The sequence below is a fragment of the Alkalihalophilus pseudofirmus OF4 genome (genome assembly GCF_000005825.2).
Classification (GTDB): domain Bacteria; phylum Bacillota; class Bacilli; order Bacillales; family Bacillaceae_D; genus Alkalihalophilus; species Alkalihalophilus pseudofirmus.
In genome coordinates, this window is record NC_013791.2 from 773,501 (window position 1) to 791,206 (window position 17,706).

General features: G+C 40.4%; 17 protein-coding genes. 15 read left to right on the forward strand and 2 right to left on the reverse strand.

The features are described 5' to 3' along the window. Positions 1-27: 27 nt before the first annotated feature. Positions 28-1,167, forward strand: a complete 1,140-nt coding sequence (gene tgt / locus BPOF4_RS03855) for a tRNA guanosine(34) transglycosylase Tgt (protein WP_012957755.1) — start codon at positions 28-30, stop codon at positions 1,165-1,167. Positions 1,168-1,210: 43 nt separating this feature from the next. After that, positions 1,211-1,474, forward strand: a complete 264-nt coding sequence (gene yajC, locus BPOF4_RS03860; RefSeq protein WP_012957756.1) for a preprotein translocase subunit YajC — start codon at positions 1,211-1,213, stop codon at positions 1,472-1,474. 173 nt (positions 1,475-1,647) lie between these two features. On the opposite strand, the gene BPOF4_RS03865 is transcribed toward yajC, so the two are convergent. Further along, positions 1,648-2,037, reverse strand: a complete 390-nt coding sequence (locus BPOF4_RS03865) for a TIGR04086 family membrane protein (protein ID WP_012957757.1) — start codon at positions 2,035-2,037, stop codon at positions 1,648-1,650. Positions 2,038-2,194: 157 nt separating this feature from the next. Here BPOF4_RS03865 and BPOF4_RS03870 point away from each other — a divergent pair, with 157 nt between their 5' ends. The 4 genes from BPOF4_RS03870 (at position 2,195) to BPOF4_RS03885 (ending at position 5,998) form a co-directional block, all read left to right on the forward strand. Further along, a complete protein-coding gene (locus BPOF4_RS03870; RefSeq protein WP_012957758.1) occupies positions 2,195-3,484 on the forward strand; it encodes an ArsB/NhaD family transporter in 1,290 nt (429 codons plus the stop codon). 116 nt (positions 3,485-3,600) lie between these two features. Further along, on the forward strand, positions 3,601-4,257 hold the full coding sequence (locus BPOF4_RS03875) for a DUF421 domain-containing protein (RefSeq protein WP_012957759.1): 657 nt from the start codon (positions 3,601-3,603) through the stop codon (positions 4,255-4,257). A gap of 103 nt (positions 4,258-4,360) precedes the next feature. Then, entirely contained in the window at positions 4,361-4,666 is a 306-nt protein-coding gene (locus tag BPOF4_RS03880) for a hypothetical protein (RefSeq protein WP_012957760.1), read from the forward strand. Between the two features lie 192 nt (positions 4,667-4,858). Then, positions 4,859-5,998, forward strand: coding sequence for a dicarboxylate/amino acid:cation symporter (locus tag BPOF4_RS03885; protein WP_012957761.1), 1,140 nt, complete (start codon positions 4,859-4,861; stop codon positions 5,996-5,998). 42 nt (positions 5,999-6,040) lie between these two features. Here the strand turns inward: BPOF4_RS03885 and spoVB are convergent, their stop codons facing one another. Further along, positions 6,041-7,612: a stage V sporulation protein B gene (spoVB, locus tag BPOF4_RS03890; RefSeq protein ID WP_012957762.1), complete on the reverse strand. Its 1,572-nt coding sequence runs from the start codon at positions 7,610-7,612 to the stop codon at positions 6,041-6,043. A gap of 132 nt (positions 7,613-7,744) precedes the next feature. On the opposite strand from spoVB, the gene BPOF4_RS03895 reads away from it, so the two are divergent. From BPOF4_RS03895 to BPOF4_RS03930, 9 genes are all read left to right on the forward strand, one after another. Then, positions 7,745-8,230 (forward strand): COG2426 family protein, encoded by a 486-nt coding sequence (locus BPOF4_RS03895; protein ID WP_012957763.1) that lies wholly within the window; start codon positions 7,745-7,747, stop codon positions 8,228-8,230. Between the two features lie 36 nt (positions 8,231-8,266). Next, positions 8,267-8,542 (forward strand): post-transcriptional regulator, encoded by a 276-nt coding sequence (locus BPOF4_RS03900; protein ID WP_012957764.1) that lies wholly within the window; start codon positions 8,267-8,269, stop codon positions 8,540-8,542. 158 nt (positions 8,543-8,700) lie between these two features. Then, entirely contained in the window at positions 8,701-10,005 is a 1,305-nt protein-coding gene (gene secD / locus BPOF4_RS22410) for a protein translocase subunit SecD (RefSeq protein WP_012957765.1), read from the forward strand. Then, on the forward strand, positions 9,995-10,939 hold the full coding sequence (secF, locus tag BPOF4_RS22415; RefSeq protein WP_012957766.1) for a protein translocase subunit SecF: 945 nt from the start codon (positions 9,995-9,997) through the stop codon (positions 10,937-10,939). Before secD ends, secF begins: the two co-directional genes overlap by 11 nt. Before the next feature lie 124 nt (positions 10,940-11,063). Next, complete coding sequence (locus BPOF4_RS03910; protein WP_012957767.1) at positions 11,064-11,963, forward strand: cation diffusion facilitator family transporter; 900 nt, start codon at positions 11,064-11,066, stop codon at positions 11,961-11,963. A 30-nt stretch (positions 11,964-11,993) separates the two neighbouring features. Continuing rightward, positions 11,994-12,332 carry a LapA family protein gene (locus tag BPOF4_RS03915; protein ID WP_012957768.1) on the forward strand — a complete coding sequence of 113 codons (339 nt, stop codon included), beginning with the start codon at positions 11,994-11,996 and terminating at the stop codon, positions 12,330-12,332. A 78-nt stretch (positions 12,333-12,410) separates the two neighbouring features. Next, positions 12,411-14,780 (forward strand): single-stranded-DNA-specific exonuclease RecJ, encoded by a 2,370-nt coding sequence (gene recJ, locus BPOF4_RS03920; protein WP_012957769.1) that lies wholly within the window; start codon positions 12,411-12,413, stop codon positions 14,778-14,780. Positions 14,781-14,782: 2 nt separating this feature from the next. Beyond that, on the forward strand, positions 14,783-15,298 hold the full coding sequence (locus BPOF4_RS03925) for an adenine phosphoribosyltransferase (protein ID WP_012957770.1): 516 nt from the start codon (positions 14,783-14,785) through the stop codon (positions 15,296-15,298). A 212-nt stretch (positions 15,299-15,510) separates the two neighbouring features. Further along, the gene (locus tag BPOF4_RS03930) at positions 15,511-17,697 is read left to right on the forward strand and encodes a RelA/SpoT family protein (protein WP_012957771.1); all 2,187 of its coding nucleotides are present in this window, start codon (positions 15,511-15,513) and stop codon (positions 17,695-17,697) included. The last annotated feature ends 9 nt before the right edge of the window (positions 17,698-17,706 follow it).

Sequence of the window (17,706 nt, forward strand, 5' to 3'; positions counted from 1 at the left end):
TTAAACCGATAAGGAGGATGGGACGCTATGGCAGCAGTCACTTATGAGTTAATTAAAACATGTAAACAATCAGGTGCAAGACTTGGGCGTGTGCATACACCACACGGTACATTTGAAACACCCATTTTTATGCCTGTAGGAACATTAGCTACAGTCAAAACGATGAGCCCTGAAGATTTGTATGATATGAATGCACAGATTATTTTAAGCAACACGTACCACCTTTGGCTGCGTCCGGGACATGATATTGTCAAAGAAGCAGGCGGTCTGCACAAGTTTATGAACTGGGATCGTCCGATTTTAACAGATTCTGGCGGATTTCAAGTATTTAGTTTAAGCGACTTGCGTAAGATTGAAGAAGAGGGTGTACACTTCCGCAATCACTTAAGCGGTGAAAAGCTTTTCTTAAGCCCTGAAGGAGCAATGGACATTCAAAATGCACTTGGCTCTGACATTATGATGGCATTCGATGAGTGTCCGCCATATCCTGCGGAATACAGCTATATGAAAGATTCAGTAGAACGTACGAGCCGCTGGGCAGAGCGGTGTATTGAAGCGCACAAGCGTCCAGAAGATCAAGGACTGTTTGGAATTGTTCAAGGCGGAGAGTATGAAGAGCTTAGAAAGCAAAGTGCAAAAGATCTAGTATCAATGGATTTCCCTGGTTATGCCATTGGGGGATTATCGGTAGGAGAACCAAAGGATGTTATGAATCGTGTCCTTGAGTTCACTACTCCTTGGCTTCCTGATAACAAACCTCGTTATTTAATGGGAGTTGGATCTCCAGACTCACTTATTGATGGGGCCATTCGTGGGATTGATATGTTTGACTGTGTGCTGCCTACTCGTATTGCACGAAATGGGACATGTATGACAAGCGAGGGACGTTTAGTGGTTCGTAATGCAAAGTTTGCACGCGACTTCCGCCCTCTTGATGAGAACTGTGATTGTCATGTGTGTCAAAATTATTCTAGAGCGTATATCAGACATCTTATTAAATGTGAAGAAACGTTCGGATTTAGGCTTACGACTTATCATAATCTTTATTTCCTGTTAAACTTAATGGAACAGGTAAGACAGGCAATTCGCGATGATCGTTTGCTTGACTTTAGAGAAGAGTTTTTTGAACAATACGGTTTCAATAAACCGAACGCAAAGAACTTCTAATCATAAGCTTGTACAGTAAAGTATGGAAAGGGGGGAATTTTGAATGGAAATTATCGGTACATTATTACCATTAATCCTTATGTTTGCGATTTTTTATTTCTTGCTTATCCGTCCACAACAAAAGCGTCAGAAATCAATTCGTGACATGCATGCTAACCTTCAGCGTGGTGATAAGATCATCACAATTGGAGGGATGCACGGGGTAATCGATGCAATTGATGAGGATGTTATTATCATCCTTGTAAATGAGAACCGCAAGCTGACTTTTGACCGCGCAGCAGTCCGCGAAGTAGTCAACCCAGATTGATAAAAGAAAAGCGGAATGATTCGTTTAGATATGAGGGGCTGGAGGTTTGACAAAAAGAAGCGCTTTTTGCTTCGTTTGGCAAAGTGAAGGCACAGAATATCTGAATCATGAAGCTGGACAACTAAAGACTGCACATACATAAGAAGCACAGCCATTAGGCTGTGCTTCTTTCTTTAGTAGTTAGATGAAGAATTGCTTGTAAGATTTACTCCAATGATGCCTCCGAGTGCAGCTAGGAGCAGATATCCTCCGTGAAATGCATATTGACTGGTTGTAAACAATTCATTGTAGCCTAAAAATTGAACTAAAAATGTGAGCATTGAAAACAGGAGGGCGGTCAGCGCACCTGCCATTAACCCTTTTGCTTTCGCTTTGGCACCAGACATAAAACCCCCGATAAACATAGAAAGAAATGCAACCCCCATAATTAACCAGCGGATCGATTCCTCTGTATAGGAGGTAAAGGTCAAAAACAACGATGCGAGCAGGCTAAAGGATAAAGCAATGACTAATATTGCACATAATCCCCAAAGGACAGCTGGGAAGAAACTTCTAGAAGCCACTTTTTACACACTCCCCTTCATTAAAGTTTAATCTCTTTCTACAGCTTATTCGGGCTTGTATAAAATAGACATAAAACATTCAGTCAGAAGAATAAGGGACATGTTTAAATCAAGCTTGTCATAGGATGGTAGAAATGTGGACGAGAGGAGTACAAACATGGCGGTAACCTTTGCGTTAATCATTTTTATTATCAGCTATTTCTTTATTATGACTGAAAAACTAAACCGAGCAGTTATTGCCTGTCTTGGCGGCGTGTTAATGCTTGTGTTTGGTATTTATGAAATAGAAGCTGCTTTCTTGCAGCACATCGACTGGCACACAATCACGTTGTTACTCGCAATGATGATTTTAGTCTCCATCACAAGCCAAAGTGGTTTCTTTGAATATGTAGCCGTTTCAATGGCAAAGTGGGTAGAAGGGAGGCCAATCCCCCTATTAATTGTCATTTCCACACTGACGGCTTTTGGGTCAGCTTTTTTAAATAATGTCACGACGGTTCTTTTAATTGTCCCGATTATTTTTACTTTGACCTCGCTTCTTAAGTTAAATGCAGTGCCGTTCTTATTATCGATTGTTATGGCTTCAAATATAGGAGGGACAGCAACATTAATAGGTGACCCTCCTAACTTAATGATTGGGCAGGCGGTAGGTCATTTAAATTTCAATGATTTTCTGATTCATCTAAGTCCGGTAGTTATTGTTATTTTTATCATCGTTATGGCTGGACTTGTGTTTTATTATCGAAAGCAGCTCTCAGTAAGGACAGAACATCAGATGAAGCTCAAAATGCTTAATCCGAGAGATTTTATCAAAGATAAAATTCTTTTATTTAAATCAGTGACGGTTCTTTTTGCCACCACATTTGCATTTATTATTCAACCAATGCTTCATATTGAGCTGACAAGTATTGCTATGGTCGGAGCCTTATTATTAATGTTAATCACTCAGGAAGAACTGGATGTAGAAGAGGTGTTTAAATCTGTTGAGTGGGTAACGTTGTTCTTTTTTGTTGGTCTCTTTATGCTTGTTGGAGGATTAAAAGAAGTTGGATTAATTGATGAGTTTGCTAAAGCCATTATTTACTATACTGATGGTGATTTGCCTAAAACGGCTATGTTTATCTTATGGGGCTCAGGCATACTATCAGGGTTTGTGGATAATATTCCATTTGTAGCCGCTATGATCCCAGTTATTTTAGAGTTTCAAGAATATGGTATGGCGAATCTTGATCCACTGTGGTGGGCGCTTGCATTAGGAGCTTGTTTAGGAGGAAATGCCACTATTATCGGGGCCACGGCGAATGTGATTGTGGCAGGAATGGCTCTAAAAGCAAAACAGCCGTTCAGTTATTGGGAGTTTTTAAAAGTTGGAGCGCCTATTGCGATTCTTTCGTTTGTGATATCAAGTATCTATATTTACTTACGCTACCTTATTCATTTTCAATAAACGTATTCGATTAAATAAAGCTAAATCAGACTTACCAAAAGCTTCAATTCATCACCATTTAAAGTTTGCACATACTATTTGCAGAGACTTGTTTGGTGATGAAAGGAGCGTTGGCGATGGATTTTGTGACAATCATTCTGCGGACATTTTTGGTGTATGTCATTATTCTCCTCGTCTTACGCTTGATGGGTAAACGAGAGATCGGACAATTATCCGTACTTGATTTTGTTGTCTCTATCATGATTGCTGAATTAGCCGTTATTTCAATTGATAATTTTAGTTCACCAATGATTCATTCATTAATCCCTATCTTTGTCTTATCCATTATTCAAATCACCTTTGCAGTTATTTCTTTAAAAAGTGAGAAGCTGCGTGATTTCTTGGATGGAGAGCCTTCTGTTTTGATTAAAGAAGGAAAGATTGATGAACATGAAATGAGAAAACAGCGATATAACTTCGATGATTTACTTGTTCAGCTGAGGCAAAACAAAGTGGCAAAGCTTTCTGATGTGGAGTTTGCTATTCTAGAGCCATCCGGTAAGCTTTCTGTTATAGAAAAGTCAAAACAAAATGAGAATAGCGGTCCCAATATGCCATTACCCCTTATATTAGATGGGAAAGTACAAGAAGAACATTTAGATAAAATTAATAAAACACCTCTATGGTTGAGGCAGGAGATGCGAAAGATCGGTTATCGTGATATTAAGAAAATTTCTTATTGTGCATTGAGGGATGATCAATCTTTTTTTGTAGATGTGAAGGACGAACAATAATCGTTTGTTGTATGTAGCAAATGTGCAGCAAAATGGTTAGAAGTGGAGACAGGCTTTTTTGTTTGTTCATATGATAGATATGAACGATAAAGGAGGTTTCTGTGTGTCTAATTACTATGAACTTGCCAAAGAACATCAAGGTCAAAGAGTAACGATTACAGATCGGTCTGGTGCCGTCTATACTGGCAGATTGATGAATGTCGATACCGAACATGTATACCTTGAGGTAGAGCAAGACACAAATGAAATGTATGAGCAGGATTCGTATGATCGGAGCGGAGGATATGGCTATTATCAGCCGCCATATCCAGCACCTTACCCGCCGCCATGTCCAAAAAACAATGTCATTCCAATTGCTCTTGCGGCTATAGGCGGTTTTGCTTTAGCTAGTGCGTTCTTCTGGTGGTAAGAACCTCAATTTAGTAAGCTAATTCATTAAGCTAATCTTTATAATGGGATTAGCTTTTTATTACGGGGTAATAACTTACTATTCTGAATATAACGTGAATGCTTGTTTTATTGAAATAGATATGTAAAATAGCATTATACATTTGTTCTTCTACAGGAGACAATCTTTAGGAGACATAACGGGGGTAGAGAAATGAAACTTTTAGGGAAACTGCTCATTGGTATTATTTTAGGTATCATTATCGGTTTGGCAGCACCAGAATGGGTCGTTAGAGTATTAGTCACTTTTAAAACTCTTTTCGGCAGCTTTATTACATTCATCGTACCATTTATTATTTTATTCTTTATTGCAAGCGGCGTAGCAGGACTTGGAAAACGAAGCGGAAAGCTGGTTGGAAGTACAGTCGGTCTTGCGTATGTTTCAACTGTTCTTGCCGGCCTTTTAGCTTTCGCAGTGGCCTCATTCATCATTCCAATGCTGACAACACCTAGTGAAGCGGTGGAGGAAGCAGGAGGACTTGAGCCGTTTTTAAGTTTTGAGATTGAACCATTAATGGGGATTGTAACAGCATTAGTCATGGCCTTTGTTTTTGGTATTGGGGTTTCTAAAACAGGAAGCGAAAAGATTAAAGCTTTCTTTGATGAAGGCCGTGATATTATTGAACTCGTTATTGCAGCAATCATTATTCCGTTATTACCATTCTATATCGCAGGGATCTTCTCAGAGCTTGCTTATGAAGGAACAGTTTTTGAAACATTGAGCTTATTTGCTGTTGTATTAATTTTAGCGATCTCTCTTCATTTAGTTTGGCTTGTTATCCAATATTCAACTGCAGGAGCTCTTCGTAAACAAAATCCATTTAAGCTTCTAGCAAATATGGCTCCGGCCTATGCAACGGCGATCGGAACAATGAGTAGTGCAGCAACGATTCCGGTAACATTACAATCAGTTAAAAAGAATAACGTAAAAGAAAATATTGCAAACTTCGGAGTGCCGCTCTGTGCGACGATTCATTTATCAGGTAGTGTCATCACCATTGTGACTTGTGCGATGGCCGTGATGATGATCACGCCAGAGTTAGCAGCACCGACTCTTGCAAATATGCTTCCGGTTATCTTTATGCTTGGGCTGATTATGGTTGCAGCCCCTGGGGTCCCAGGAGGAGCAATTATGGCTGCACTAGGAGTATTAACTTCTATGCTTGGATTCAGCGAAGCAGCAATCGGCTTAATGATTGCTCTTTACATGGCTCAAGACAGCTTTGGTACTGCTACAAACGTAACTGGAGACGGAGCAATTAATTTAATCATTGATAAGTTTTCTAAATCTTAAATAAGAGAGAGCTTCAGCAAATGTGCTGAAGCTCTTCTTTATTTATTCTTTTGGTACTAATTTTGCTGCATATCGGCCGACTACAGGTATGCGGTTAAGTTCCTCTCTTTTGATAAGCCCAAGGAAAATCATTAAGATGCTGTAGAAAAGAGTGGTTATAGAGATGCTGAGTAATGTTTTTGTGACTAGTGACTGGTCAAGGAAAGCATGATTTAAGCAAAGGAAGCCAATCCAGGTAGATGAGCCGATCAGCAATATGACTTTAACGACTAGTTTGATATCGATAGTGAAGCTTACTGTTTTTACAACCGTTGCAAAATGAAGCAGAGTGACTAAAATAAAACCAATGACAATGGCAAGGGCTGCACCCATAATGCCGAGTTCTGGCCTTGTGGCTAATGCAAAGATCGCACCTATTTTAACAACGGCTCCAAATAAACTGTTCATCATCGCAGCTTTGGCTAAATCTAATGCCTGAAGTGTTGCTTGAAGCGGACCTTGAAAGTATAAGAAGATACTGAACGGCGCCATTACTTTCACATATGTTGCAACGGACGGAGCATTATACATAAGCTCCATAATTGGTTCTGCGTAGACGTAAAGAACGACAACTGATACGCCGCCAGAGATAAGGGCGAGTCTTAGTGCCTGACCTAAGCGATGATGGATCGTTTTGAATTGTTTTTTAGCGGCAGCTTCACTGATTGCCGGAACGAGTGAGACGGATAAAGAGTACGTAATAAAAGTTGGAAGCAAGATAAGCGGAATAACAAAACCAGCTAACTCTCCATATTGCCTTGTCGCCATGACTGTCGCAACCCCTGCAAGCGCTAAACTTTGAGCGACAACGATCGGTTCAAAAAACAAGGATATGGAACCAATGAGACGGCTCCCAGTCGTAGGAAGCGCAATTCGCATGAGGTCATTGAATGTATGTTTTCCTTCTTTCACATAGCTAAAGAAGTCAGAGCGGATCTTAAATCGTTTGTTTGATTTGAACATATAAATCATATAAAGAAGGGATGCAAGCTCTCCGAATACAACTGAGATCATGGCTCCTGCTGCGGCATACTCTACACCCATTGGTAAAAAGGCACTTGTCATGACTGCAACTAATGTAATTCTTACGACCTGTTCAATTACTTGTGAGTAGGCAGTAGGTTTCATGTTTTGGCGCCCTTGGAAATATCCACGCATGACAGAAGAGAGAGCAACAATTGGGACAATTGGAGCAATTGCAATCAGTGGGTAATAAGCCCGTGCATCTGTAAGCATTGTCTTTGATATAATGGGTGCAAAGAGAATCATGGCTGCAGTGAAAATAATACTCAACGTACCTGTAATAGCTAACGATACGACTAAAATTTTCTTTATTCTGCTTCGGTCGCCTTTTGCTTCTGCTTCAGCAACAAGCTTTGAAATGGCGACAGGAAGGCCTAGCTGGGTGATGGTTATAACGAGAAGTAAGGTAGGAACAGCCATCATATAAAGTCCGACGCCTTCAGCTCCCATAATACGTGCAACAACGATTTTATTAACAAAGCCTAGAAAGCGCGTGATGAGTCCTGCTATGATGAGGATCAACGTCCCTTTTATAAAGGTCTGTTTTGACATGTGCAGCCCTACTTTCATAAAAAAATATGGATATTTTCCGCTATTATTTATATGCTTAGTAGTGGGGCAAGCATGACAAGTTGTTTAAAAGTCGTTGGTATGGGATTTGAGAATAGAGAGGAAGAGTACTGAGTGAAACACACGATTGAGGAATTTTTAATTAACACATTTGGTTTTCTGCCGCCGGAATTATTAGTTATTGTTATTTCAGCTATGCCGATCTTAGAGCTTAGGGGAGGCATTCCACTTGCGCATCAGCTTGGATTTTCATTTGGAGAAGCACTGTTTTTTGGCATCTTAGGGAATTTGCTGCCGATTATTCCGATCTTATTATTATTTCGTCCGGTAAGTAAGTGGATGCTGAGATTCTCAATGTACAAACGATTTTATGATTGGTTATATAACCGCACAATGAAAAAAAGCAATAATGTTGAAAAGTTCGGTGCACTGGGATTAATTTTATTTACGGCCGTGCCGCTTCCGACCACAGGAGCCTATTCAGCAAGTCTTGCAGCCATTTTATTCTTCATTCCGCTAAAATCGGCTTTTCTAGCGATTGCAATTGGTGTTGTTATTGCAGGAGTAGGGGTTGCAGGCGTTATGTATATGGTTTTTTAAGGAAGCTTGCACAACACTTGAAGGGAGCATGATAGGATGGATAAACAACAGTTTGAGAGTTGGAGATATGACGTACAGCCTGCTTTATCTTCTAAAGTAGATGAGTTTCATTTTTTAGGGTATGAACGAGTAACAGAAGATCAAGTATGGGCTTGTTTAATGTATCGTCTGCGAAAACAAAAAGAGTTTATTCATCTTCATGCCTTTGTTCAGGCTATTTTATCGTTAAAGGTCCAAGATTACATGACGTGGGTTACAAAAGAAAGCTACCGTGAAAAGAACGATTGGTTTGCAAAAGAAACAATCGTGTAGGTAGTGTAGTTTTTACATAATCATGACTAAAGAATGAGAATATTCTAGATGAAATTGACAGGAATTTTCATTAAAAGCTATAATAAGACTATTGTGTAAATGCTTGTCTCCTAGTAGACAAGCATTAGTGCGTTAATAGGAGGAGGCATTAGAGCAACATGGTGAAAAAAGGCCGAATTATCGCTTTTTTTCTCATCGTACTCATCTTCGGTGGGCTGATCAGCCAGACGGTTATGGGAATTACGAAGGAAATCAAGCTTGGACTAGACCTTCAAGGCGGGTTTGAAATTTTATATCAAGTCAATCCTGCAAATGAAGGAGATGTGATTGATCAACAAGCACTTAGTGCAACGGTAGGCGCGTTGAACCAGCGTGTTAATGTACTCGGTGTATCAGAGCCGAACATTCAAATTGAAGGTGATGATCGTATTCGTGTTCAGTTAGCGGGTGTAGATGACCAGCAAACGGCACGTGATCTTTTATCTACAGAAGCAAACTTAACATTTCGGGATGTAAATGATGAAGTGCTTTTAGACGGAAGTGACTTGCAGCAAAACGGGGCAAGCTCTTCATTTAAAGACCAGACGAATGAACCGATTGTCACGCTCACATTACGAGATGCGCGGTTATTTGAAGACATAACAAGGGAGATTTCTAGCAGGCCTCCTGGTGAAAATTTACTAGTGATCTGGCTTGATTTTGAAGAAGGGGTCGACTCTTACGAAGCAGAGATGATGAGTGAGGATCCGAAATTCTTATCTGCTGCCTCTGTTCGTCAAGTCATTCCTTCAAGAGATGTTATGATCGAAGGGAATTTTACAGTTGAGGAAACTCGCTTTATTGCTGAAGTATTGAATGCAGGCTCTTTGCCTGTTCAGCTAGAAGAAATGTATTCGAATTCAGTAGGGGCTTCTCTTGGGGAACAGGCAATGGAGAAGACGATCTATGCCGGATTTATTGGGATTGCGTTAATCTTTTTATACATGCTTTTCTATTATCGTTTTATGGGTGTGATCGCTGTGATTACCCTGAGCATGTACATTTATCTAGTACTTCTTGTGTTTAACTGGATGAATGCGATTTTAACACTCCCTGGGATTGCTGCGTTAATTTTAGGTGTTGGTATGGCTGTTGATGCAAATATCATCACGTACGAGCGCATTAAAGAAGAAATTCGCTCAGGTAAATCGATTATGTCGGCATTCAAAGCAGGCAGCCGTCGTTCGTTATCAACAATTCTCGATGCCAATATTACAACGATTCTTGCAGCAGGTGTTCTATTTGCTTATGGGACAAGCTCGGTTCAAGGGTTCGCTGTAATGTTAATTGTAAGTATTTTAACAAGCTTTGTTACAGCGGTGTATGGTTCGCGTCTATTGCTTGGATTATGGGTAAACAGTCGTGCACTGAATAAGAAGCCGCGCATGTTTGGTGTGAAAGAAGGTGAAATCGATGAGCTTTAATTTTCAAAACCGCGAGATTGATTTTGTTCAGCATCGTAAAAAATTCTTTACGTTCTCGCTTGCTGCTATGCTCATTGGTGTCATCCTTTTGCTGACGATGGGGTTGAATTTAGGAATTGACTTTGAAAGTGGATCTCAAGTGGAGATTCTTGCTGAAGAGCCGCTTACAGCAGAGCAGGTGGAAGCAGAATTTGCTCAAATTGGTTCAGGATATACGCCTGATGACATTACATTAGGCGGAGATCGTAATGAAATGGCTACAGCACGCTTTATCGGTGTGCTTGATGCAAGTGAGATTGCAGAAATTCAATCGTATTTTTCCGAGAATTTCGGGGCTGAGCCAAATATTGGCACAGTATCTCCTACAGTAGGGCAAGAGCTTGCTCGTAATGCGTTAATTTCTGTATTAATTGCTTCTGTCGGGATTATCATCTACGTAACGATTCGATTTGAATTTTTATATGGGGTTGCTGCGATTGTGGCACTCTTGCATGATGCATTCTTTATTATTGCGGTATTCAGTTTACTGCAGATTCAAGTGAATGTTCCTTTTATAGCAGCCGTATTAACGATTGTCGGTTATTCCATTAATGATACAATTGTTACCTTTGACCGGATTCGTGAGAACATGAAGCTAACAAAACGAGTGAAGGATTTTAATGATCTTGCAGCCGTTGTAAACAAAAGCCTCGTGCAGACGCTTGCTCGTTCAATTAACACCGTATTAACAGTCGTATTTGCAGCTGCTGCCTTATTTATATTTGGCGGGGAAGCGATTCGATCATTTGCGCTTGCTTTATTAATCGGACTTGTAGCTGGGACCTACTCATCTATGTTCCTCGCTTCACAGTTATGGTTGATCTGGAAGTCAAAACAGCTTAAAAAACAAAAGTTTAAGAGTAAACCTCAGCCAGAAGAAGAGCCGACTGTTTAGTAAATGAACAGGTGCAAAGCAAGAGACATAATATGAGATCATGGTGCATACCATGATCTTTTTTTTGGTACAATAACTTGGAGTGGTGGCAGGTTTTGGTATACTATCTATGTGAGGTGAGCATATGGAAGAAGCAGATATTCGGTACCGTAAAGTACGCTTTGCTGCTTGGGTAGGGATTATAGGAAATATCATACTTGCGATTATTAAAGCGGTTATTGGATTTATGGCTAACAGCCGAGCGCTCATTGCTGATGCTGCACATTCTGCATCCGATGTTGTGGGATCTGTGGTCGTTTTAATTGGCGTCCGCGCAGCAAAACTACCGCCGGATGAAGATCATCCATATGGTCATGGGAAAGCGGAATCTGTAGCAGCCATTATAGTGGCGGTTCTTTTATTTATCGTGAGTTTTGAAATTGCGCTTAGTGCAATAAAGTCCTTCTTTGAGCCCGTTGTTGTACCGAAGATGATTGCGATCTATGCGGTGCTGTTTTCGATCGTTACAAAAGAAATTATGTTTCGATATAAGTATCAGCTGGGTAAAAAGTATAAGAGTGAAGCTTTAATGACAGATGCCTGGCATCACCGTTCAGATGTATTCTCATCGCTGGCTGCTCTTATCGGTATTGGTGCTGCTATTTTAGGTGGTATGCTTAATATTTCCTGGCTTGTATACGGGGATGCGATAGCGAGTGCGTTTGTGGCCATCTTAATTGGGAAAATGGCTTACAGCTTGGGGAAACAATCGATTCATAATGCATTAGACCATGTTCTTCACGAAGAAGATACGATCGAAATGAAAAAAGCAGCAGCTGAAGTTCCGGGTGTATTAAATATTGATGAGTTTTATGCTCGTGAACACGGTCATTATGTCATTATCGATATAAAAATTGGTGTTAACCCGAACATAACTGTTGAAGAAGGCCATACGATAGGGAAAAATGTGAAGTTAAGGTTATTAGAAGAAAAGCATGTGCAAGATGTTCTCGTTCATATTAATCCATATAGAGAAAAAGAATAAGTAGAAAAATACCATGAGGAGGGTTATGGGATGAGGGGACAATGGAATATTATCTTAGGTTTGTTAGTTGCTATTATTATCGCAATCTTTGCAGTCATTAATGTAGAAGGCGTCCGGGTGAATTATCTATTTGGTACAGCAGAATGGCCGTTAATTCTCGTTATTTTAGGTTCTGTATTTATGGGGGCCATTGTAGCAGGTGCACTTGGAATGGTTAAAATCTACCGTCTTCAAGCCGAGCTTAAAAAACTGAAGACGTTAAAGGGCCATCAAGAGTCAGCCGTTAAAACGGAATCTTCTATTGACAAAGTGGAAGAAGACGAGAATACCGTCATTAAAGACACAACCTTAGATCAAGATCCCAAATAAAGTAAACAATATAGACGCATTCAATCATTGTCACCCCTTGGCACCTCCTGTATAATAGGATGGTCAAGGGGTGAACTTATGTTAAGACCTAAGGCAAGATGGAAAATCCAAGAACAAGATGAACATAAAGCAGGTAGGCTTGTAAGCGAGCTGGGCGTTGATGAACTTGTTGCCCAATTATTAGTTAATCGAGGCATAGAGACACCAGAAGCTGCGAGAACTTTTTTATATACAAAGGAAATGACGTACCATGATCCCTATTTGTTAAAGGGTATGGACAAGGCTGTGGCACGAATTAAAGAAGCCATTGCAAACCAAGAGAAGATCTTAATATTTGGTGACTATGATGCGGACGGTGTAAGCAGCACATCTGTTATGATTTACACGTTAAATGAACTTGGTGCTGTGTTTGATTATTATATTCCTAATCGGTTCACAGAAGGCTACGGGCCTAATGAGCCGGCTTTGAGGCGTGCGAAAGAAGAGGGGTATTCCTTAGTCGTAACAGTAGATACAGGGATTTCTGCTGTTCACGAGGCGAATGTCGCAAAAGAGATTGATCTTGATTTTATTGTGACCGACCACCATGAGGCCCCTCCAGTTTTGCCAGAGGCATATGCTATCGTAAACCCGAAGCAGCCAGATTGTACGTATCCTTTTAAAGGATTAGCTGGTGTAGGGGTTGCGTTCAAAGTGTCACAAGCACTCCTCGGCAGAATTCCTAAAGAGCTGCTTGATATTGTTGTTATCGGAACGATTGCTGATCTAGTACCGCTGATTGATGAGAATCGTTTAATGGCTAAAGAAGGACTGAAGGCCCTAGAATCAACATCGAAGCCAGGGTTGCGTGCTTTGATGAAAGTGTGTGGAATTGGTCAGGATGCCTTAACGGGCGATCATGTCGGCTTTGGAATTGGACCGCGGATCAATGCTGCAGGAAGACTTGATTCAGCTGATCCGGCAGTAGAGTTGATGATTACGAATGATTCAAATGAAGCGGAACACCTAGCTGCTGAAATTGATTCTTTAAATAAACAACGTCAATCGATTGTTAATACGATTACTGAAGAAGCAGTCGAGGTCGTAGAATCTAAGTATCCTCCAGATGAGAATGATGTGTTGATCATTGCAGGAGCCGGCTGGAATGCAGGTGTTATTGGGATTGTTGCCTCACGCCTTGTTGAGCGTTTCTATCGTCCGACAATCGTATTAAGTATTGACGAAGAAAAAGGGTTAGCCAAAGGTTCAGCAAGGAGTATTGAAGGCTTTGATATGTTTAAAGAATTATCGAAAAGCCGAGATATCCTGCCTCATTTTGGAGGACATCCAATGGCGGCTGGATTGACAATGAAAGAACCTGATCTTAATTTACTGCGTGAACGTTTAAATAATCAGGCGAAGGAAGTTCTAACTGAGGAAGACTTCAAGCCGCTTACGAAGATCGATTTATCCACAACGGTAGACCGCATCTCCTTAACGGTGATTAAGCAGTTAGAAGCTCTAGCTCCTTTTGGAGTGAATAATCCAACACCAAAAGTGATGCTTGAAGGAGTTCATATCGATCAGATGCGCCGTATTGGCAGTGAGTCTAATCATCTAAAAATGTCTTTTGTTCAAAACGGAGCGAGTCTTGATGGGATTGGCTTTCATTTGGGGCATTTACATGATGAAATCAGTCAGACGGCAAAGCTCTCTGCGATTGGCACTCTTTCTATCAATGAATGGAATGGACATGTAAAACCGCAGATGATGCTTGAAGATCTTGCAGTAAAGGAATGGCAGCTTTTTGACTGGCGCAGTATTAAACAAAAGAGGTTAGAAGATCGATTGATGGAAATTCCGATTGATGACCGTGTACTTATTTTCTTCAAAGAATCCACGAAAGAAGAGCTCGGACTCCAGCTGGATGACTTGAGAAAAGCGAGTGATCTGACGGAGATGAGCGGAGGCTTTGAAGGGAAGTATGTGGTATTATTAGATGTGCCTAATACTCGAGAAGAGCTTTCTCTTTTATTTAAAGAACAAGGAATACCTAGCAGGATTTATACTATTTTTCATCAACAGGACGATTCGTTTTTTACGACAAATCCAAATCGTGATCAATTTAAATGGTTCTATGCTTTTTTATTAAAGCGTAAAACATTCGATGTGAAAAAACATGGAACAGACCTTGCTAAGCATAAAGGCTGGTCTAGACATACGATCGATTTTATGTCCCAGGTGTTTTTAGAGCTCGGTTTTGTTACAATAGACAATGGCGTTCTATCTCTAAGTGATGCACCAGAGAAAAAAGCGCTCGATGCGTCAATTACGTATCAACGAAAACAAGAGCAAGCACAAATAGAAAATCAATTCGTTTATTCTTCTTATGAGGAATTAAAGCAATGGTTCAATCGCGTGATTCCCCGAAATGAAATAGATGAACGACAAATCAAGGAGACGGTGTAAAAATGGATTTTAAACAGTATATTACAATTGTAGAAAACTACCCTAAAGAAGGTATTCGCTTTAAAGATATTACGACCTTGATGCAAGATGGTGCAGCATACAAAGCGGCTATTGATGAAATGGCAGAATTTGCAAAAGATAAAGAAGTCGATCTTGTTGTTGGGCCTGAAGCTCGTGGCTTTGTTGTTGGTTGTCCAATTGCCTACTCTCTAGGAACTGGATTTGTTCCTGTACGTAAAGCAGGAAAGCTTCCGCGTGAAGTGATCTCAGTTGATTATGGTTTAGAGTATGGTAAAGACAGCTTGACGATCCACCGTGATTCTATTAAAAAAGGGCAGCGCGTACTGATTGCTGATGACTTGCTTGCTACAGGTGGTACCATTGAAGCAACAATTAAAATGGTTGAAGAACTAGGCGGGATTGTTGTTGGAATCGCGTTCATGATTGAACTTGATTACCTAGATGGCCGTGAGAAACTTAAAGGCCATGACATTTTCTCATTAATGACATATAAATAAACAACTAGAAGATCAGAGTGCTCATAAATGATGAGTGCTCTTTTCTGTTATCTAAATACAGAAAAGGGCATAGTAGTAGTGATTACATACAAGCGGGCACAGGGGTGGAAATATTTTTCTATACTACCTCGACATTTTTCGCCTTTATCCCTTTACATCCATTGAAAACTTAACGATAATAAGAAGAAATCGAATCGTGAATAGGTGATTCCATGACCATAGATCAAGTGTTAGAAAAAGCAAGTCAATATCTTAGTGAAGATGACATTGCTTTTTTACGTAAAGCATACGAGTATGCTGAGAAATCTCATAGCGGGCAGTACCGGAAATCTGGCGAGCCCTACATTTTACACCCAATTCAAGTTGCAGGAATTATAGTGGAACTTGAATTAGACCCTAATACAGTAGCTGCTGCTTTTTTACATGATGTTGTAGAAGATACTGAGGTAACTGTAGAAGAAATTACAGCAGAATTTAACGAGCAAGTTGCTATGCTTGTTGATGGGGTAACCAAACTTAAAAAATTTAAGTATAAATCAAAAGAAGAACAGCAGGCGGAAAATCACCGTAAAATGCTTGTCGCTATGGCAAAAGATATTAGAGTGATTTTGATTAAACTTGCTGATCGTCTTCATAATATGCGAACTCTAAAATACATGCCGCCTGAAAAGCAGCGAGTCACGTCAAATGAAACACTCGAAATCTTTGCGCCGCTGGCTCATAGACTAGGTATCTCGACAATTAAGTGGGAGCTTGAGGATACGGCCTTGCGTTACTTAGATCCGCAACAGTATTACCGCATCGTTAACTTGATGAAGCGCAAGCGAGCGGAGCGTGAACAGTATTTATCACAAGTAATGGACACAATTAATGAACACTTAACTGATGTCAAAGTGAATGCGGAGTTATCCGGCCGACCGAAGCATATTTACAGCATTTATCGTAAAATGGTGCTGCAAAACAAGCAGTTTAATGAAATTTATGATCTCTTAGCTGTTCGCATCATCGTAAGAAACATTAAAGATTGCTATGCCGTGCTAGGTGTCATTCATACATGCTGGAAACCGATGCCTGGAAGATTTAAAGACTACATCGCGATGCCAAAAGCCAATATGTATCAATCCCTGCATACAACTGTAGTCGGTCCGTTCGGTGATCCTCTCGAGGTTCAAATACGTACAGAAGAGATGCACCGCGTTGCCGAATTTGGGGTAGCGGCTCACTGGGCTTATAAAGAAGGAAAATCTTCAGGTTCGTCTAAAGACTCATTTGAGGACAAGCTGACTTGGTTCCGTGACATTATTGAATCGCAAAACGAAACAAATGATGCTCAAGAATTTATGGAATCCCTAAAAATGGACTTATTTAGTGACATGGTCTTCGTGTTTACACCAAAGGGAGATGTGCTTGACCTCCCGCGCGGGTCTGTGCCGCTTGATTTTGCGTATCGAATTCATAGTGAGATCGGCAACCGTTGTATTGGGGCCAAAGTAAATGGAAAAATGGTGCCGCTTGATCACGAACTAAAAACAGGAGATATCGTTGAAGTGATGACTTCTAAGCATTCCTATGGCCCTAGCCAGGATTGGATAAAGATCACTCAATCTTCTCATGCGAAAAATAAAATTAAGCAATGGTTTAAAAAAGAACGCCGTGAAGAGAACATCGAAAAGGGCCGCGAAATTGTTGAGAAGGAAATTCGTGCTCTTGATTTTGAACCAAAAGAGGTTCTGACGGAAGAAAATATTCAACTGGTTGCCAATAAGTTCAGCTTTGCAGGCGAAGAAGACATGTTTGCAGCAGCTGGGTATGGCGGGATCAGTGCTAAACAAATTGTTAATCGAATGACCGAGAAATTACGTAAGCAGCTAGACCAAGAGCAAGAAGAGCAGTCTCTGCAAGAAGCTATATCAGAGATTCCTTCTTTTACACCTAAGAAGAAAGCAAGCTCAGGCGTACGTGTAAAAGGTGTGGACAACCTGCTTATTCGTCTATCTCGCTGTTGTACCCCCGTACCTGGTGATGACATTATCGGCTATATTACCAAAGGCCGCGGCGTCTCTATCCACCGAGCTGATTGTGCGAATGTGAACACAGAAGAAGCGAAAACTCGCCTTTTGCCTGTTGAGTGGGAAGGGGATCATCAGCAGTCAAAATCGTACAACGTAGATATTGAAATTACTGGTTTTGACCGCAATGGTTTATTAAATGAGGTATTACAAGCTGTTACTGAATCAAGAACGATGATTAACGCGGTATCAGGAAAGAGTGATCACCGTAATAAAGTGGCGACGATTAATATGACGATCTTAATTCAAAATATTGATCATCTCCATAAAGTAGTGGAAAAAATTAAACATTTACAAGATATCTATTCTGTACGCCGAATTATGCATTAATCTATATCA

What these genes read in the sequence shown, in the direction of transcription:
- BPOF4_RS03930 (WP_012957771.1), top strand. Translation starts at nt 15,511, where the DNA reads ATGACCATAGATCAAGTGTTAGAAAAAGCAAGTCAATATCTTAGTGAA.
- BPOF4_RS03875 (WP_012957759.1), top strand. Translation starts at nt 3,601, where the DNA reads ATGGATTTTGTGACAATCATTCTGCGGACATTTTTGGTGTATGTCATT.
- secD (WP_012957765.1), top strand. Translation starts at nt 8,701, where the DNA reads ATGGTGAAAAAAGGCCGAATTATCGCTTTTTTTCTCATCGTACTCATC.
- spoVB (WP_012957762.1), bottom strand. Translation starts at nt 7,612, where the DNA reads ATGTCAAAACAGACCTTTATAAAAGGGACGTTGATCCTCATCATAGCA.
- recJ (WP_012957769.1), top strand. Translation starts at nt 12,411, where the DNA reads ATGTTAAGACCTAAGGCAAGATGGAAAATCCAAGAACAAGATGAACAT.
- BPOF4_RS03925 (WP_012957770.1), top strand. Translation starts at nt 14,783, where the DNA reads ATGGATTTTAAACAGTATATTACAATTGTAGAAAACTACCCTAAAGAA.
- BPOF4_RS03870 (WP_012957758.1), top strand. Translation starts at nt 2,195, where the DNA reads ATGGCGGTAACCTTTGCGTTAATCATTTTTATTATCAGCTATTTCTTT.
- BPOF4_RS03900 (WP_012957764.1), top strand. Translation starts at nt 8,267, where the DNA reads ATGGATAAACAACAGTTTGAGAGTTGGAGATATGACGTACAGCCTGCT.
- yajC (WP_012957756.1), top strand. Translation starts at nt 1,211, where the DNA reads ATGGAAATTATCGGTACATTATTACCATTAATCCTTATGTTTGCGATT.
- secF (WP_012957766.1), top strand. Translation starts at nt 9,995, where the DNA reads ATGAGCTTTAATTTTCAAAACCGCGAGATTGATTTTGTTCAGCATCGT.
- BPOF4_RS03910 (WP_012957767.1), top strand. Translation starts at nt 11,064, where the DNA reads ATGGAAGAAGCAGATATTCGGTACCGTAAAGTACGCTTTGCTGCTTGG.
- tgt (WP_012957755.1), top strand. Translation starts at nt 28, where the DNA reads ATGGCAGCAGTCACTTATGAGTTAATTAAAACATGTAAACAATCAGGT.
- BPOF4_RS03915 (WP_012957768.1), top strand. Translation starts at nt 11,994, where the DNA reads ATGAGGGGACAATGGAATATTATCTTAGGTTTGTTAGTTGCTATTATT.
- BPOF4_RS03885 (WP_012957761.1), top strand. Translation starts at nt 4,859, where the DNA reads ATGAAACTTTTAGGGAAACTGCTCATTGGTATTATTTTAGGTATCATT.